This window comes from Agrobacterium sp. MS2 (assembly GCF_003261015.1).
In the GTDB taxonomy this organism is placed as follows: domain Bacteria; phylum Pseudomonadota; class Alphaproteobacteria; order Rhizobiales; family Rhizobiaceae; genus Agrobacterium; species Agrobacterium pusense.
In genome coordinates, this window is the sequence record NZ_QLNF01000072.1 from 117,788 (window position 1) to 133,352 (window position 15,565).

11 protein-coding genes are annotated in these 15,565 nt (G+C 59.0%); 7 read left to right on the top strand and 4 right to left on the bottom strand.

Translation table 11 applies throughout. The features are described from left to right. Nucleotides 1-659 (top strand): SDR family oxidoreductase (locus tag DOU54_RS19455; RefSeq protein WP_286079940.1); only part of this gene is annotated, 659 nt, incomplete at its 5' end. A 228-nt stretch (nucleotides 660-887) separates the two neighbouring features. On the opposite strand, the gene DOU54_RS19460 is transcribed toward DOU54_RS19455, so the two are convergent. Beyond that, nucleotides 888-3,782 (bottom strand): Rne/Rng family ribonuclease, encoded by a 2,895-nt coding sequence (locus DOU54_RS19460; RefSeq protein ID WP_113731739.1) that lies wholly within the window; start codon nucleotides 3,780-3,782, stop codon nucleotides 888-890. 645 nt (nucleotides 3,783-4,427) lie between these two features. On the opposite strand from DOU54_RS19460, the gene DOU54_RS19470 reads away from it, so the two are divergent. The 4 genes from DOU54_RS19470 to DOU54_RS19485 all read left to right on the top strand — a co-directional run bounded on the left by DOU54_RS19470 (nucleotide 4,428) and on the right by DOU54_RS19485 (nucleotide 10,248). Continuing rightward, the gene (locus DOU54_RS19470; RefSeq protein WP_042935939.1) at nucleotides 4,428-5,687 is read left to right on the top strand and encodes an N-acetylmuramoyl-L-alanine amidase; all 1,260 of its coding nucleotides are present in this window, start codon (nucleotides 4,428-4,430) and stop codon (nucleotides 5,685-5,687) included. A 325-nt stretch (nucleotides 5,688-6,012) separates the two neighbouring features. Then, on the top strand, nucleotides 6,013-8,460 hold the full coding sequence (locus DOU54_RS19475) for a penicillin-binding protein 1A (protein WP_113731740.1): 2,448 nt from the start codon (nucleotides 6,013-6,015) through the stop codon (nucleotides 8,458-8,460). A 98-nt stretch (nucleotides 8,461-8,558) separates the two neighbouring features. Then, nucleotides 8,559-9,690 (top strand): peptide chain release factor 2 gene (prfB, locus tag DOU54_RS19480; protein ID WP_004441463.1). Its coding sequence is split into 2 segments (ribosomal slippage): nucleotides 8,559-8,627 and nucleotides 8,629-9,690, totalling 1,131 coding nucleotides; the frame shifts between segments, so codons are not numbered across the junction. A 75-nt stretch (nucleotides 9,691-9,765) separates the two neighbouring features. Continuing rightward, the gene (locus tag DOU54_RS19485; protein WP_113381066.1) at nucleotides 9,766-10,248 is read left to right on the top strand and encodes a cysteine hydrolase family protein; all 483 of its coding nucleotides are present in this window, start codon (nucleotides 9,766-9,768) and stop codon (nucleotides 10,246-10,248) included. 25 nt (nucleotides 10,249-10,273) lie between these two features. Here DOU54_RS19485 and DOU54_RS19490 read toward each other — a convergent pair whose 3' ends face one another. Further along, nucleotides 10,274-10,774 carry a hypothetical protein gene (locus tag DOU54_RS19490; RefSeq protein WP_113381067.1) on the bottom strand — a complete coding sequence of 167 codons (501 nt, stop codon included), beginning with the start codon at nucleotides 10,772-10,774 and terminating at the stop codon, nucleotides 10,274-10,276. Between the two features lie 20 nt (nucleotides 10,775-10,794). Beyond that, nucleotides 10,795-11,568: an NAD kinase gene (locus DOU54_RS19495; protein WP_004441471.1), complete on the bottom strand. Its 774-nt coding sequence runs from the start codon at nucleotides 11,566-11,568 to the stop codon at nucleotides 10,795-10,797. A gap of 307 nt (nucleotides 11,569-11,875) precedes the next feature. Between DOU54_RS19495 and DOU54_RS19500 the strand changes: the two genes are divergently transcribed. Both DOU54_RS19500 and DOU54_RS19505 read left to right on the top strand, forming a co-directional pair. Beyond that, nucleotides 11,876-12,793, top strand: a complete 918-nt coding sequence (locus DOU54_RS19500) for a PhzF family phenazine biosynthesis protein (protein WP_113381095.1) — start codon at nucleotides 11,876-11,878, stop codon at nucleotides 12,791-12,793. Between the two features lie 248 nt (nucleotides 12,794-13,041). Further along, entirely contained in the window at nucleotides 13,042-14,991 is a 1,950-nt protein-coding gene (locus DOU54_RS19505; protein WP_045534099.1) for an elongation factor G, read from the top strand. A gap of 201 nt (nucleotides 14,992-15,192) precedes the next feature. Here DOU54_RS19505 and DOU54_RS28275 read toward each other — a convergent pair. After that, nucleotides 15,193-15,565, bottom strand: a 373-nt coding sequence (locus DOU54_RS28275; RefSeq protein WP_286079941.1) for a hypothetical protein, incomplete at its 5' end; no start/stop codon positions are given.

Genomic DNA, 15,565 nt, shown 5'->3' on the forward strand with positions numbered 1-15,565 from the left:
TGGGAGCTGCCGTTGCGAAACGCCTGGCCGCGGATGGTTACAAGCTCGCTATCCTGTCGTCTTCTGGCAAGGGAGAGGCGCTGGCGAAAGAGTTGGGCGGCATCGGCGTTACCGGTTCCAACCAGTCCAATGAAGACCTGCAACGGCTGACGGATCTGGCGCTTGAGAGATTCGGCCGTATCGACGTGCTGGTGAACAGCGCCGGCCATGGCCCGCGCGCCGCCATCCTCGATATTACCGACGAACAATGGCATACCGGGCTCGATGTCTACCTCATGAACGTCATTCGCCCGACGCGCATCATCGCCCCGGTCATGGTAAGGCAGAGGGCGGGCGCGATCGTCAACATCTCGACTGCCTGGGCTTTCGAACCGAGCAGCATGTTCCCCACATCCGCCGTGTTCCGCGCCGGCCTTGCCTCCTACACCAAGATTTTTGCCGATACCTACGCAGCCGATAATGTCCGCATGAACAATGTCCTTCCCGGCTGGATCGACAGCCTGCCGGCGACGGAAGAACGCCGGGAGAGCGTTCCGATGCAGCGTTACGGCAAGAGCGAAGAGATCGCCGCCACAGTGGCATTTCTCGCATCTGAGGGGGCAGGGTATATTACCGGCCAGAATATCCGCGTGGATGGTGGTCTCACGCGGTCTGTCTGACGGTTGGCCCCTCCCACGCCTCATCCCGTGCCTGTTAAACGGATCCAGCCAGCCAGGTCCTTGAGCTGACGGGGACGCTCCCGCCGCGGGCATGCGTTGACTGCGTTCCTGTGACAAGCATGGAATGAGGAAATGTCAGCGGCGCCAAAAGCGCCTGTCCTTAGCACCAATAAAAGAAAACGCCCGCAACATCGTTGCGGGCGTCTTTTATCCAAAATGTAGCGTCTCTCAGAAGAAGCCGCGGCGCTGCCACCAGCCGCCCTTGCGCGGCTTCGGCTCATCGCCATCGGGATTGGGAGACGACGATGTAACCACCGGCTCCGAAGTTGAAACATTGCTGCCCCGGTTCGCGCGGACCTTTTCTTCGCTCGCCGGTGCTTCCGCCTGCGGAGCGACATCGGCCGACGCTTCGCCTGCTTCTTCAACGGCGACATCCACGACGGTTTCCTCAACGATCACCGGCTCCACCGTTTCAACGGCTTCGGCCTTCGGCGCTTCGTCGGTTTCCGTCTTGGCCTTTGCCTTGCGGGTACGGCGCGGCTTCTTCGGTGCTTCCTCTTCCACGACGTCGGCAACGACACCTTCCACCACTTCGGCTGCGGTCGCCTCTTCGGTTACCGGTGCCTCAGTTACAGGCGCTTCGTCGCTTTCGCTTTCGCCTTCGTCCTCAGCGCCGGAGGCGTCGAGAGCTTCGTCCTCTGCACGATTGCGGCGGCCGCCACGCTTCCCGCGGCGGCGGCGCTTGCGCTTGCTTTCCTCTTCGGAGGTTACAGCTTCCGCAGTGCCGTTTTCGGTCTCAACCCCATTGTCATCGGTGTCGATCCCGTCGTCATCACCCTCGGCATCGTCGCCGTCAGCGTCGTTGCCGGAACCGGCCTCAAGCGAGCCGTTCTGGTCGTTCTGACCGCCCTTGCCACGACGGCGGCGACGGCGCTTGCGCTTGCGCTTGCCTTCTTCGCCATTGTCGCCCTGCTGCTGCTGGCGGGGTCGGGCGCTTTCGGTCTTGACGATTTCTTCCTCGTCTTCGTCCTCTTCCACCTCGGCGACAAAATCGTCTTCTTCTTCCACGAAGTTCGGCAGCATCTGGATGAGGCTTTCGATCTTCACGGGATTTTCGACGGCTTCACCGCGATCGATGGCGAAATGCTGGGCGCCGACGCCGGAGTCGGCGGCAATGATGATCGACACGCCAAAGCGGCCTTCATAATCGACAATCGTGCCGCGCTTGTGGTTGAGCAGATAGAGCGCCGTTTCCGGCGTGCAACGCACGGTGATGTTGTGGGTGGTGTTGCGCAGCAGATATTCCTCGACGCCACGCAGCACATGCAGCGCGATGGAGGATTCCGAACGCACATGACCCGTGCCGCCGCAATGCTGGCAGACCTGCGTGGTCGATTCCAGCACCGAAGCGCGAATGCGCTGGCGCGACATTTCCAGAAGACCGAAATGCGAGATGCGGCCGACCTGGATGCGCGCACGGTCGTTCTTAAGGCAGTCCTTGAGCTTCTTCTCGACGGCGCGGTTGTTGCGCTTTTCTTCCATGTCGATGAAGTCGATGACGACAAGACCGGCAAGGTCGCGCAGACGCAGCTGGCGTGCCACTTCTTCCGCAGCTTCCAGGTTGGTCGTCAGCGCGGTTTCCTCGATGGAATGCTCGCGTGTCGAACGGCCGGAGTTGACGTCGATGGAGACCAGCGCTTCGGTCTGGTTGATGATGAGGTAGCCACCGGACTTCAGCGTCACCTGGGGCTGCAGCATGCGGTCGAGCTGCGCTTCGATGCCGGAGCGCGAGAAGATCGGGTGAATGTCGCGGTAAGGCTGAACAACCTTGGCGTGGCTCGGCATCAGCATCTTCATGAAGTCTTTCGCTTCACGATAGCCTTCTTCGCCGGAAACGATGATCTCGCTGATATCCTTGTTATAGAGATCGCGGATCGAACGCTTGATCAGCGAGCCTTCTTCGTAAACGAGGCAGGGAGCCGTGGAATTCAGCGTCAGCGTGCGGACGTTTTCCCACAGGCGCATCAGATATTCGAAGTCGCGCTTGATTTCGACGCGGGTGCGGTTGGCGCCTGCGGTGCGCAGAATGACGCCCATACCCTGCGGCACTTCCAGATCGCGCGCGATTTCTTTCAGACGCTTGCGGTCAGTCGGCTGGGTGATCTTGCGGGAAATACCGCCGCCACGCGCCGTATTCGGCATCAGCACGGAGTAACGGCCGGCCAGCGACAGATAGGTGGTGAGTGCAGCACCCTTGTTGCCGCGCTCTTCCTTGGCCACCTGCACGAGAAGGATCTGGCGGCGCTTGATGACTTCCTGGATGCGGTATTGTTTGCGCGGCTTGCGGGCAACGCGATCCGGAACTTCTTCCATGGCGTCTTCGGCGCCGACGGATTCAATCACTTCCTTTTCGTGATGATCGTCATCATCGTCGTCATCATCGTCATTGCCGCGGCGAAGACCTTCGACTTCCTCGGAAATCGTGTCGGTATCGACCATCGCGGCCATTTCACCGCCGGTGCTGCCATCGTCTTCGGAAGAAGCGTCTGCCGCCTCGGCTGCGATTTCTTCAGCTGTCTTCTTCTTGGCGCGGGGGCGGCGAACGCGCTTCTTCGGCTTTTCTTCCTCAGCCGGCGCTTCTTCCGCGACGACTTCGACGGCCGCTTCTTCGGAAACCGCTTCCACGACGGGTGCAGGTTCTTCCGTCACAACGGTCTCAGTGGTTTCGCTTGCGGAAACAATGCCGACATCCGGCTGATCCACCTGCGAAAGGTCGATCATCGGGGCGGCGGGCTCAGGCGCATCGGCCGATTCGAAATCGTCGCTGCGGCGATGATCCTCGGCTTCCGCTTTCAGCAGGGCCTGACGATCAGCGAGCGGGATCTGGTAATAATCCGGATGGATTTCCGCGAAAGCGAGAAAGCCGTGACGGTTTCCACCGTAATCCACGAAGGCCGCCTGGAGGGAGGGCTCAACGCGGGTGACCTTGGCAAGGTAGATATTGCCGCGGATCTGTTTTTTGTGTTCCGATTCAAAATCGAATTCTTCGATCCGGTTCCCACGGACAACGACTACGCGTGTCTCCTCTTCGTGGGAGGCGTCGATAAGCATTTTGTCTGCCATGTAAGCTGTGCTCCTCGGCGCAGCCTTGTTTTATACGAGAACAGGCCCGCCACACGGACGAGCCTTTCATATGAGTGCAAGGATGTGCCGGAAATGAAGTCTCCTGCCGGGCGTCTGTAAACTGGCAGCATCCGGACCGACGGCGAGGCGCTTGGCCTGCTCCTGGTATCCGGTTCATGTGAAAACTGCTGCGACATCATTGGCCAGGCGGAACGACAATAATATATAGACCCCTTGGGGTCCGATGAATTTGCTCTCCTCAGAGCGGCGGTGGCAGCGCCACCGGGTAGGTCTCCGGCCACGGCCGGAATTGATCGAGTTTCAGGATAAATGTAACGACGGCAGATGATTGCCCGATTTGCAGCGCCAGCGTCTTTTTCGATTGGCAGCCGGCGGGCATCTATCCCGTCAACACTTTTAACCCTCATCCATGTTGTATGTTTTCTCTGTCATAATAGCAATAGGCTGGCTAAATATGCCATATTGTTGGTGGAATTTCCGGGTTAACAATTGGTTCACCAAGGCCTGCGATGGTGAGGCGCAAACGCGCAAATTGTCGTCCGGCGTGGTTGAAACGGCACCGTTCCGGGTGTTTTACCGCGCCGGTTATCGAAAATGACTGAAATACGGAATTTCTTGAAGACCATGAATTTCACGCGCAGCGCAACGAAATCAGGTGGGGCAGGGTGGATTGGCGCGCGAATCGCGCGGCTTGCGGCTGTCGTGACATTGTCTGCCGTCGCCTCGGTTTCCGTCGTTCCGGCCGTCCAGGCAACAGAGCCGCTTGTCGCGCATCAGGCCCGCATCATCGGTGATGAGGCGCGCACGCGCATCGTTCTCGATTTTGCCGAGGAGCCGGAGTTCGACGTTCACTATCTCGATTCTCCCGCCCGCATCGTCGTGGACTTCCCGGCGGTGAATTTCAGCTTTCCCGCATCCGATCTCAGGCCAACCGGCCTTTTTTCCGATATTCGCTTCGGCGGAATGGGGGAAAACAGCGCCCGTATCGTGCTGACGGCGAAGAAGCCGGTGCGGGTGGCGGTCGCTGAAACGAAAAAGGCCGATGACGGGCAGTCCTTCCGTTTCGTCCTCGATACGGAGATTACCACCAAGGGCAAGTTCGCCGAACTTGTGAAGGAGCAGCAGTGGCAGGCGCCAGCGCCCGTTACCACCGCCGCGATTTCTCCAGCGGACAAGACTTCCCGCCCTGCGGAATTCGTCATCGCGGTCGACGCCGGTCATGGAGGCATCGATGCCGGCGCCTCAGGTGGCACGACGGGCACCGAGGAAAAGGTCATCACCTTGATGTTCGCGAAGGAGCTCGCGGAGCGCCTGAACCGCGAGCCCGGCATAAAGGCCTTCCTGACGCGTGATTCCGATACATTTCTTGCCTTGTCCGAACGCGTGACGATCGCGCGGCAGAACAACGCCAATCTTTTCATCTCCCTGCATGCCGATACACTGAAACAGAAGGGCATACGCGGCGCGACCGTCTATACTTTGTCCGATCGCGCGTCGGACCGTATGGCGCAGGAATTGGCGGAGCGTGAAAACAAGTCCGACCAGATCGCCGGTGTCGCCGTTTCCAGCGAGCCGCCGGAAGTCGCCGATATTCTCCTCGATTTCACGCGCCGGGAAACCCAGGCGTTCTCGGTGACACTCGCCGAAAACATCGTTTCTTCCTTCGAGGGGCAGGTTGGCCTCATCAACAATCCACATCGTTACGCCGGTTTCATGGTGTTGCGCGCCCATGACGTGCCATCGGTGCTTCTCGAGCTTGGTTTCCTTTCCAATCCTGACGACGAGAAGCTGCTTCTCGATGCGGAATGGCGCAAGAAGGTGGCCGATACGCTGGCAACAGCCGTCGGGCGGTACCGTTCGAAGGCTCTGGCGAACGGTGGCTGAAGGGAAATGCGCCGTGTCGGCCGAGCTGTTGCCGCGTTGCCATTGATCGCTAAAAATGCTGTTCAATTCGGGACCTTGCGGATGAATAACGGGGCCGAGCCCTATTTTACTCACATTCGCCGCGTTACTCGGAACTCGGATTCGGTGGCGGTCCGCAAAGCGTTGGCGCGGAGTTGCGGGCTGGTGGCCCGGTAACATATCAGCGAATGCTGCCGTATCCGGCTTGTCATCGAAGGTATGGTGTGCAAAACGGCACGCGATATGCAAAGATGCGCCCGTTTCCTCGGGCGTGGATGGTTACGATTCGAATTATCGGTAGCTTGGTATGATCAGACTGATTGGATATTTTTTCGGCTTGGCCAGCGTGCTCTTCCTGTGCGCCGCCGCCGCCGGTGCGATTTATTTGCACGGCGTGACGAAGGACCTGCCGGATTACGCAGTTCTGAGCACCTATGAACCGCCGGTCACGACCCGCGTGCATGCGGGCAACGGGGCGCTTATGGCGGAATATGCCCATGAGAAGCGCCTGTTCCTGCCGATCCAGGCCATTCCCGACCGGGTGAAGGCTGCCTTCCTGTCCGCGGAAGACAAGAATTTTTACAATCACCCCGGCGTCGATGTATGGGGCCTCGGCCGTGCCATTCTCGTCAATATCCAGAATTTCGGCTCCGGCCGCCGTCCGGTGGGCGCATCCACCATCACCCAGCAGGTCGCGAAGAACTTCCTGCTGACAAACGACCAGACCATCGACCGCAAGCTCAAGGAAGCCATTCTTTCCTTCCGCATCGAGCAGACCTATTCCAAGGACAAGATTCTTGAGCTTTATCTCAATGAGATCTTCTTCGGCCTGAATTCCTACGGCATCGCCGGCGCGGCGCTCACCTATTTCAACAAATCGGTGACGGAACTGACCATTGCGGAAACCGCCTATCTGGCGTCGCTGCCGAAAGGTCCGGCCAATTACCACCCGATCCGCCGCGAAAAGGCGGCTCTCGAGCGTCGCGACTGGGTGATCGACCGCATGGCCGAAAACGGCTATATCACGGCCTCCGATGCTGCAGACGCCAAGAAACAGCCGCTTGGAGTGAACCTGCGCCGCGGTGGCGCGCATATCTTCGCGTCCGACTACTTTGCCGAAGAAGTCCGCCGCCAGATCTTTGAGAAATACGGCGAGGAAGCACTTCTCGAAGGCGGCCTTTCCGTTCGCACTTCCTTTGATCCCCAGATTCAGATGGAGGCCCGCAAGGCGCTTCAGGATGGTCTGGTGCAGTATGATGAGCGTCGCGGTTTCCGTGGACCCATCGAAAAGATCGAGACGGCCGGCGACTGGACGGCTGCGCTTGCCAAGGTCAAGGGCTTGAGAGACGTTCCGGAATGGAAGGTCGCGGTCGTGCTTGCGGTTGCCGCAGATGGTGTCGATATCGGCATCCAGGCCGACCCCGATGCGGAAGATGGCGACAAGCGCACGCGCGGTCACATCTCTGCGGAGAACATGCGCTGGGCCTATCGTGACGCGGCAGGCAAGAAAGCCACCGCCAAGTCTCCGGTTGGCGTCCTGACAGTCGGTGACGTCATCTATGCACAACCGCTTTCCAGCTCCGGAAATGAATATCGCCTGCGGCAGCCGCCCAAGGTGCAGGGTGGTATGGTGGTGATGGACCCGCATACCGGCCGCGTTCTGGCCATGGTCGGCGGTTTCTCCTATGCACAATCGGAGTTCAACCGCTCGACGCAGGCAATGCGTCAGCCTGGTTCCTCGTTCAAGCCGTTCATCTATGCAGCGGCGCTCGACAATGGCTATACGCCGGCATCGGTTATTCTCGATGCGCCCATTGAGGTGGTGTCGGGCGGCCAGGTCTGGAAACCGCAGAATTACGGCGGCGGTTCTGCAGGTCCCTCGACCCTGCGCCTCGGCATCGAAAAGTCCCGTAACCTCATGACCGTGCGTCTGGCGCAGGACATGGGCATGAATCTGGTAGCGGAATATGCCGAACGCTTCGGCATCTACGACAAGATGCCGCCGCTTCTCTCCATGTCGCTCGGTTCTGGTGAAACCACCGTGATGCGTATGGTTTCGGCCTATTCGGTCATCGCCAATGGTGGCAAGCAGATCAAGCCGACGCTGATTGACCGCATTCAGGACCGTTACGGCAAGACGATATTCCGCCATGAGGAGCGCGCCTGCGAAGGTTGCAACGCTACCAGCTGGCAGAACCAGGATGAGCCTGTGATCGTCGACAACCGCGAACAGGTTCTGGACCCGATGACCGCTTATCAGACCACCTCCATGCTGGAAGGTGTCGTGCAGCGCGGTACGGCCGCAGGCAAGATCAAGGTCGATCTGCCGGTTGCCGGCAAGACGGGCACCACCAATGATGAAAAGGATGCCTGGTTCGTCGGTTACACCCCGGACATGGTCGCCGGCCTGTACATTGGTTTCGACTCGCCCGCACCGCTCGGTCGCGGTGGTACCGGCGGCTCGCTGTCTGCGCCGATTTTCGGTGAATTCATCGCCGATGCGGCCAAGCATCTCCAGCCGAGCAAGTTCATCGTGCCTGCAGGCATGAACTTCGTTGCCGTCAACCGCAAGACCGGCATGGCGGCAGCGGAAGGCGAACCGGACACGATCATGGAAGCCTTTAAGCCCGGCACAGGCCCGGCCGATAGCTTCTCGGTCATCGGTGCTGAAGGCTACATGTCGCAGGAAGATATTCTGAAGACCTCGCCGCAGGCGCAGCAGGCCATCACCGGCGGTGGCGGCGGCCTTTATTGACATCAGCCATGACGTTTGGCGGGGGCGCGGGTCTTTACATCCGCGCCCCCCGCATTTATTTGAGCAACGAGTTTCAATGAAGGTGAAGAACCAGCGAAATGCGCAATGAAATCGTGAACGTAGTCGACGAAATCAAGCAGGCCATAAGCCTGCTGAGGAGGCATCTTTGACTGGGACCAGGCGATAAGACGACTGGACTGGTTGAACAACAAGGCAGAGGATCCGACCCTCTGGAACGATGCCGCAGAGGCGCAGAAGTTGATGCGCGAGCGTCAGCAGCTCGATGACAGCATCAATGGCGTCAAGGCGCTGGAGCAGCAGCTCCGGGACAATATCGAGCTGATCGAACTCGGCGAGATGGAGGGCGATGATGAAATCGTCAAGGACGCCGAAGACGCGCTGAAGGCGTTGAAGAGCGAGGCAAACCGCCGTCAGGTGGAAGCCATGCTCTCAGGCGAGGCCGACGGCAATGATACCTATCTCGAAGTGCACTCCGGCGCTGGCGGCACCGAAAGCCAGGACTGGGCGAACATGCTGCTGCGCATGTACACCCGCTGGGCCGACCGTGAAGGTTTCAAGGTCGAGGTTCTGGAAGTCCACGATGGCGAAGAAGCTGGAATCAAGTCCGCGACGATCCTCGTCAAGGGACATAATGCCTTTGGCTGGCTGAAGACGGAATCGGGCGTGCATCGCCTCGTCCGCATTTCGCCGTATGACAGCAACGCGCGTCGCCACACGTCGTTCTCTTCCGTCTGGGTTTACCCCGTCGTCGACGATTCGATCCAGATCGATATCAATGAAAGCGATTGCCGCATCGATACCTATCGTTCGTCCGGTGCGGGTGGTCAGCACGTCAACACCACGGACTCAGCCGTGCGCATCACGCACATTCCGACCGGTATTGCCGTCGCCTGCCAGCAGGAACGCTCCCAGCACAAGAACCGCGCCAAGGCGTGGGACATGCTGCGTGCCCGCCTTTATGAGGTGGAGCTGCAGAAGCGGGAAGAAGCGGCCAATGCGCAGGCGGCATCCAAGACCGATATCGGTTGGGGCCACCAGATTCGCTCCTACGTCCTGCAGCCTTACCAGCTGGTGAAGGATCTGCGTACCGGCGTGGAAAGCACGGCGCCCGGCAACGTGCTGGATGGCGACCTGAACGAATTCATGGAAGCCGCTCTTGCCCACCGCATCAGCGGCGGTGCGGATGTGGACGTGGCGGATATCGACTGAGGTCCCAGGCGCGTCGATTGAAAAAGATCACCCCTCGCGAACCCATTGCGAGGGGTTTTTCATTGGAGGAGATGCATGAAACAGGCGCTCTATATCGTCGACGTCCAGCCGAGCTTCAATCCTCCGGCAACGCTGGTTGCCGAGATATCCAGTCTCGCGCAGACCATGCCCAGCCTCGCCACTGTCGAACGCCATGACGAAAGCGTGACGCCATTTGAACGGCAACTGGGCTGGAAGCCGGGCAGGGACGATGAGTCGCTGGTGGTTGCCGATCGCATCTTCATCAAACATGGCTATGCGCCGCCACGGGAGGCCATCGACTATCTTCTGTCGCTGAAGCTCGACCGCGTGCTGGTCTGCGGCATCCAGGCCGATACCTGTGTTCTGGCTGCCGGTTTTGCGCTTTTCGATGCGGGACTTCATCCCACGCTTCTGCCGTGGCTGACCGTCGGCTCGAGTCTCGACCGCAGCGGCGAACTGGGCGCGCGCTTGTGGAAGCATCATTTCGGTGCAGTTCTGGATGGCCCTCATGAGTTGAACACCCAGACTATCGCATGACGACTGCCCACCGGCCAATCACGGGCTAGTTCGAAGCCTTCTCGACCTTCATCTCACCCAGCTCGTCGATCAGGATCGTCCAGCTTTCCGCTTCCTTGCTCATCGGATCGGTCTTGAGATAAACCGTCACGAAAAGGCCGGGCGAAGCGGGCGCTCCATTCGAGCTTTCGGGACGAATATCCGTGACATAGGACTTCATCTGACTGAATTCCTCGAGCTCGATATTTTCGAGAAGATTCGGCCCCTGGGCGGTAAAGGCGATGCGCTGCAGATAAATTTTCGCCGTACCATCGCCCTGGCGTATGGCGATGACCTTGTAATAGCCGCGCGTTGGTGAGGCAGGTGGGGGCCGCAGCTGCCCGTCAGGCCCCTTCACCGGCTCAAGATTGCGATCTTCCCACATGCCGCTGCTGGTGACAAAGATCGCCGAAACCGGCAGCGCGTCAATCGCTTCCGTCTGCGCCCGCGCCGGAAGCACGGCGGCGGCGAAAAGGCAGGCTGCGATGATGGTTCTTGTCAGTTGCATGGCATTGTCGATCGTTGGCTTCAGTTGTTGAACTGTTCGGCGAGGACCCGGTCCGACCACGAACGGTCCGGATCCGAGAGAATTCTGGCCGTCCTGTCCTGCGATTGTGCGATCCGTACATGACGAACGGATTTCACCTCGGTGTGGTCGGCCACCGCGTTCACCGGGCGCTTGTCGCGTTCGAGAACATGAATGTCGACCGTGACCTTATTCGGCAAAAGCGCGCCGCGCCAGCGCCGCGGACGGAAAGCGCTGACCGGCGTCAGTGCAAGCAGCGGCGATTCCAGCGGCAGAATCGGTCCATGGGCGGAAAAATTATACGCCGTAGACCCTGCTGGCGTCGCCACCATCATGCCGTCGCAGATCAGCTCTTCCAGTCGAACCTTGCCGTCCACCTCGACCCGAAGCTTGGCAGCCTGATGCGATTGGCGGAACAGGCTGACTTCGTTCATGGCGAGCGCCGTAAACTCGTCGCCATCGGAATCCGTCGTCGTCATGCGCAGGGGGTGGAAATCGTTGCCGCTTGCCACCGCAATGCGTTCGATGAGGCCTTCCACCCGGTAATCGTTCATCAGGAAGCCGACCGAGCCCCGGTTCATGCCGTAGACACGCTTGCCGGAATTCATCGTCTCGTTGAGAATCTGCAGCATGAATCCGTCACCGCCGAGAGCCACGATGACGTCCGCTTCGTCAAACGGCGTATTGCCATAAGCGCTTTTCAGCTCTTCCAGCGCCGCCTGCGCCTCCGCAGTCGCGGAGGCTACGAAGGATAGTGAATAGGTAGAATGCGACATCCGCTTCCCTCGACAACGGCGAAGACCGGGACCCGGCCTGCGACTGCAATGTAACCTGTTGAAGCGGTTCGCAATATTCGAAAGTCGTTCAAGACCTCCGGTCGCAAGCCGCAAGACGCATCCTTGGTACATGAAGACGGCCGCCGGCGACAAGGCCTTTCGGGCAGAGAGACGTTCTCAAGGCCATGCCATTGAATCGCGCCGTTCCACAGCTTCTTGATTTCCTGTCGCAACAAGGGTTGCGGTGTAAGGCGGCCTGATGCAGTTTGCGCAAGGCAGACGAGGTTTCGAATGGCAGGAGACGGGTGTGGCGCTGCACTATAATATCTATGATGTGTTTACCGAGACGAAAATGGCGGGAAACCCGCTGGCGGTAATGTATGACGCCGATGACCTCGATCAGGGGACGATGCAGGCCATCGCCCGGGAGATGAATCTCTCCGAGACCGTTTTCATCAATCGCTCCAGCAACCCTGCGCACGCGGCTTCCCTGCGCATATTCACACCCTCGGGTGAATTGCCTTTCGCCGGACATCCGACCGTCGGCGCCGCGGTAGCGATTGCCGAGCGCAATCGAGGGGATGGCGATGACGACATCGATATGGTCTGCGTACTCGAGGAGAAGGTGGGGCCCGTGCGCTGCGCGGTGAAAATGCGGGCTGGCGCCGTCAGCTTTGCGGAATTCGATCTGCCGCGCAGATCTTCAAGGGTGGACCTGCCCCTCGTTCATGCCGCCCTGGCCGATGCGCTGGGTGTCAGCGAAGGCCATCTCGGTTTTGAAAATCATGTGCCATCGATCTGGACGGCCGGCGTACCTTTCCTGCTGGTGCCGATGCATAATATCGCCGCAGTGCGTGATATGGATTTCGACGCCGGTCTGTGGCTGCGCACCGCACCGCTGGTTGAGGGGCTGCTCACGGCGGCCTATATTTACTGTCGCGGCGGTGTCAATCACGCCGCAAAGTTCCATGCCCGTATGTTCTCCCCGGATATGGGCATTGCCGAAGACCCCGCAACCGGCTCGGCCGCCGCCGCGCTTTCCGGCGCCATCCACCATTTCGACGGGCTGACAGACGGACATTATCCGCTTCTGATCGAGCAGGGGGTGGAGATGGAAAGACCGTCTCACATCCACCTGCGCATGGACATCAAGGACGGCGAAATCGGCCGCGCCCGCATCGGCGGCCACGCGGTGCGGGTTGCATCAGGCACGTTCGAGATTTGAACTCAACAAGACAGCGCACCACCAGCAAGATTATGAAGTTTCATCAAGAAGCCATCCTGTGCGCGATGGTGTCCGGGCTGATCGAACCCGGCTTGACATATTTCGCGACACGGGTTCTAAATTATTGGGTATTTCCGCAATTGGCGGAGATCTGCTCGATAACTTGTCGTTTCAGCTCATAGAGGTCCCAATACGCCGAGTCCCTTCTCAAGAAAATCATCTTGGAGTTTCTGAGAAGTTGAGGGTTCATGCGCACTTTGAATCTGGGCATCCTCGCCCATGTGGACGCAGGCAAGACTAGTCTTACGGAGCGTCTTCTTTTCGATGTCGGTGTGATCGACAAGCTTGGCAGCGTAGATGCCGGCAGCACGCAGACGGATAGTCTCGAACTCGAACGGCAACGCGGTATTACTATCAGAGCCGCTGTCGTTTCATTCAAAATCTGCGATACCGTCGTCAATCTAATCGATACGCCCGGTCATCCGGATTTTATCGCGGAGGTGGAGCGGGTACTGGGTGTGCTTGATGCCGCAGTGGTCGTCGTTTCCGCTGTGGAGGGCGTGCAGGCCCAGACGCGCGTACTGGTACGAGCGCTGCAACGCCTTGGCGTACCCTTCTTGTTTTTCATCAATAAGGTCGACAGAGTTGGGGCACGTTATGACGGGGTCGTGAACGACCTCGTCAATCAGTTGCGGGTGTGCCCGATTGCAATGTCGACTGTCACTGATGAGGGTGGAAAGCTAGTACGAGTGGCGGCAACAAATATGACGGTGAGCAATCCATTTTTTACGAGCCTGAGCGAAATCCTCGCGGAAAATGATGAAAATCTGCTTCATGACTATCTTGCAAGGCCCGATTTGGTGGATTCCGAAAGGCTATCACATTCCCTGAGGCAGCAGACTGCCTCTGGACTGGTGCATCCCGTTTTTGCCGGTGCTGCAATGACGGGTGTTGGGCTATCGGACCTGATCTCGGCAATTCCCGCCATGCTCCCTGCTCGTAACCCCGACCCAGCTGGCGATGTCGTTGGAAAAATCTTCAAGATCGAACGCGGATGGGGCGGCGAAAAGCTGTCCTATCTGTATCTTGCATCGGGAACGATCCAGCTTCGCCAGTATCTGCCTCTACCTCGGGGCTCGGGGAAAGTGACGGGGATACAGGTGTTTGAGGACGGCCGGATTAAGAGTGCGACACGTCTTTGCGCCGGTCAGATCGGACGTGTTAACGGTCTCGCCGATGCCCGAGTTGGCGATCTGGTAGGCGCGACTGCCATCGCGCGCGGCGAATTTCATTTTGCGCCGCCCACGCTTGAAACGCGTATTATCTCCCGGCGACCGTCCGAACATGCAAACCTGTGGCTTGCGCTCAACCAGTTGGCTGAACAGGATCCTTTGATAAGCTTGCGGCGGAACGAAGAGACGAATGACGTTTTCGTATCGCTCTACGGCGAGGTCCAAAAGGAGGTCATCCAGTCTGAGTTGTCTACCGGTTACGGTATCGCTGCCGATTTTGAAGACAGCATCGTTATTTGCGTGGAAAGGCTTTGCGGCAGCGGGCAGGGGCTGCAACTCCTTTTCAAGGAGCCCAATCCATTTCTCGCCACCTTGGGCCTCCGTGTCGAGCCACGGCCAGACGGTACCGGCAACAGCTTTGCGCTGGAGGTGGAGCTGGGTCAGATGCCTGCGAGCTTCTATCGTGCGGTGGAGGAAACCGTGTTCGAAACGCTGAAACAGGGAATCTTCGGCTGGCGGGTGGAGGATTGTCACGTCGCAGTGACGGCTGCGCGCCACACGTCTCCATCCACCAATGCGGCGGACTTCCGGCACCTGACCCCGTGGGTGCTGGCGAGCGCACTCAAAGAAGCGCAAACCTTCGTTTGCGAGCCTGTTGACCGCTTTCATATCGAGGCACCCACCACCGCCATGCCGAGACTGGTTGCTTTATTAGCCAGAGTAGGAGCAGCGACAAATAACTCATTGATTTCAGGTAATGTGGTTAGACTTGAAGGCACACTGGCGTCAGCGGCTGTCCAGAGCGTTCAACAGCAGGTGCCGGGACTAACCGGCGGCATGGGTATGATGGAAACATCGTTCGATCACTATGCCCGAACTCGCCATCCCCCGCCGCAGCGTCGGCGCTCCGGTCCTGATCCGTTTAACGAGCGAGATTATCTGCTGCGTGTTGGCCGAAATGTATGATCCGCGTCGCGTTGTTTGTGAAGGTAACCTCGTCCGAACAGGAACGCGGAGAGCCAGTCATCAAGCCGTAGCTGTGGCTTTTTTTGAGATTGGGGTCATCAGTCACTGAAATCAGCTCGTTGAGAAACGATAAAGCAAAGCGGTTGCAAAAGTGCACCCCGGTCTTCCGACCGGGGTGTACTTGTATCTGCGTTGATATCGTTAATTAAACCGACCCGCCGCATGGGCAAGCATCGTATAGACCTTGCCGGTATCTGAGGTGAGGTAGGATTGTGTCACGGTCCGGTCGCGGTCGGTCCGGGCCACATCGGCAAGCAGCTTCTCGAAATCGTTGATATAGCGGTCAACGGCGGTGCGGAACTCCGCTTCACGCTCATATTTGCGCTTGATCTCGTCGAAGGTCGTCTGGCCTTTCAGCGTGTAGAGACGACGGGTAAAGACGTCGCGTTCGCCACGCTGGTAACGGCGCCACAGTTCCACCGACGCATCGTGATCGATGGCGCGGGCAATGTCGACGGAGAGCGAGTTCAGCGATTCCACCATGTGGCGGGGATTACGGGTGTCGGCTGCGCGG

Bases quoted from the DNA above. Each gene is read 5' to 3' on its own strand.
- DOU54_RS19490 (WP_113381067.1), bottom strand. From the start codon at position 10,774: ATGCAACTGACAAGAACCATCATCGCAGCCTGCCTTTTCGCCGCCGCC.
- DOU54_RS19460 (WP_113731739.1), bottom strand. From the start codon at position 3,782: ATGGCAGACAAAATGCTTATCGACGCCTCCCACGAAGAGGAGACACGC.
- DOU54_RS19470 (WP_042935939.1), top strand. From the start codon at position 4,428: ATGAATTTCACGCGCAGCGCAACGAAATCAGGTGGGGCAGGGTGGATT.
- DOU54_RS19475 (WP_113731740.1), top strand. From the start codon at position 6,013: ATGATCAGACTGATTGGATATTTTTTCGGCTTGGCCAGCGTGCTCTTC.
- DOU54_RS19495 (WP_004441471.1), bottom strand. From the start codon at position 11,568: ATGTCGCATTCTACCTATTCACTATCCTTCGTAGCCTCCGCGACTGCG.
- DOU54_RS19485 (WP_113381066.1), top strand. From the start codon at position 9,766: ATGAAACAGGCGCTCTATATCGTCGACGTCCAGCCGAGCTTCAATCCT.
- DOU54_RS19505 (WP_045534099.1), top strand. From the start codon at position 13,042: ATGCGCACTTTGAATCTGGGCATCCTCGCCCATGTGGACGCAGGCAAG.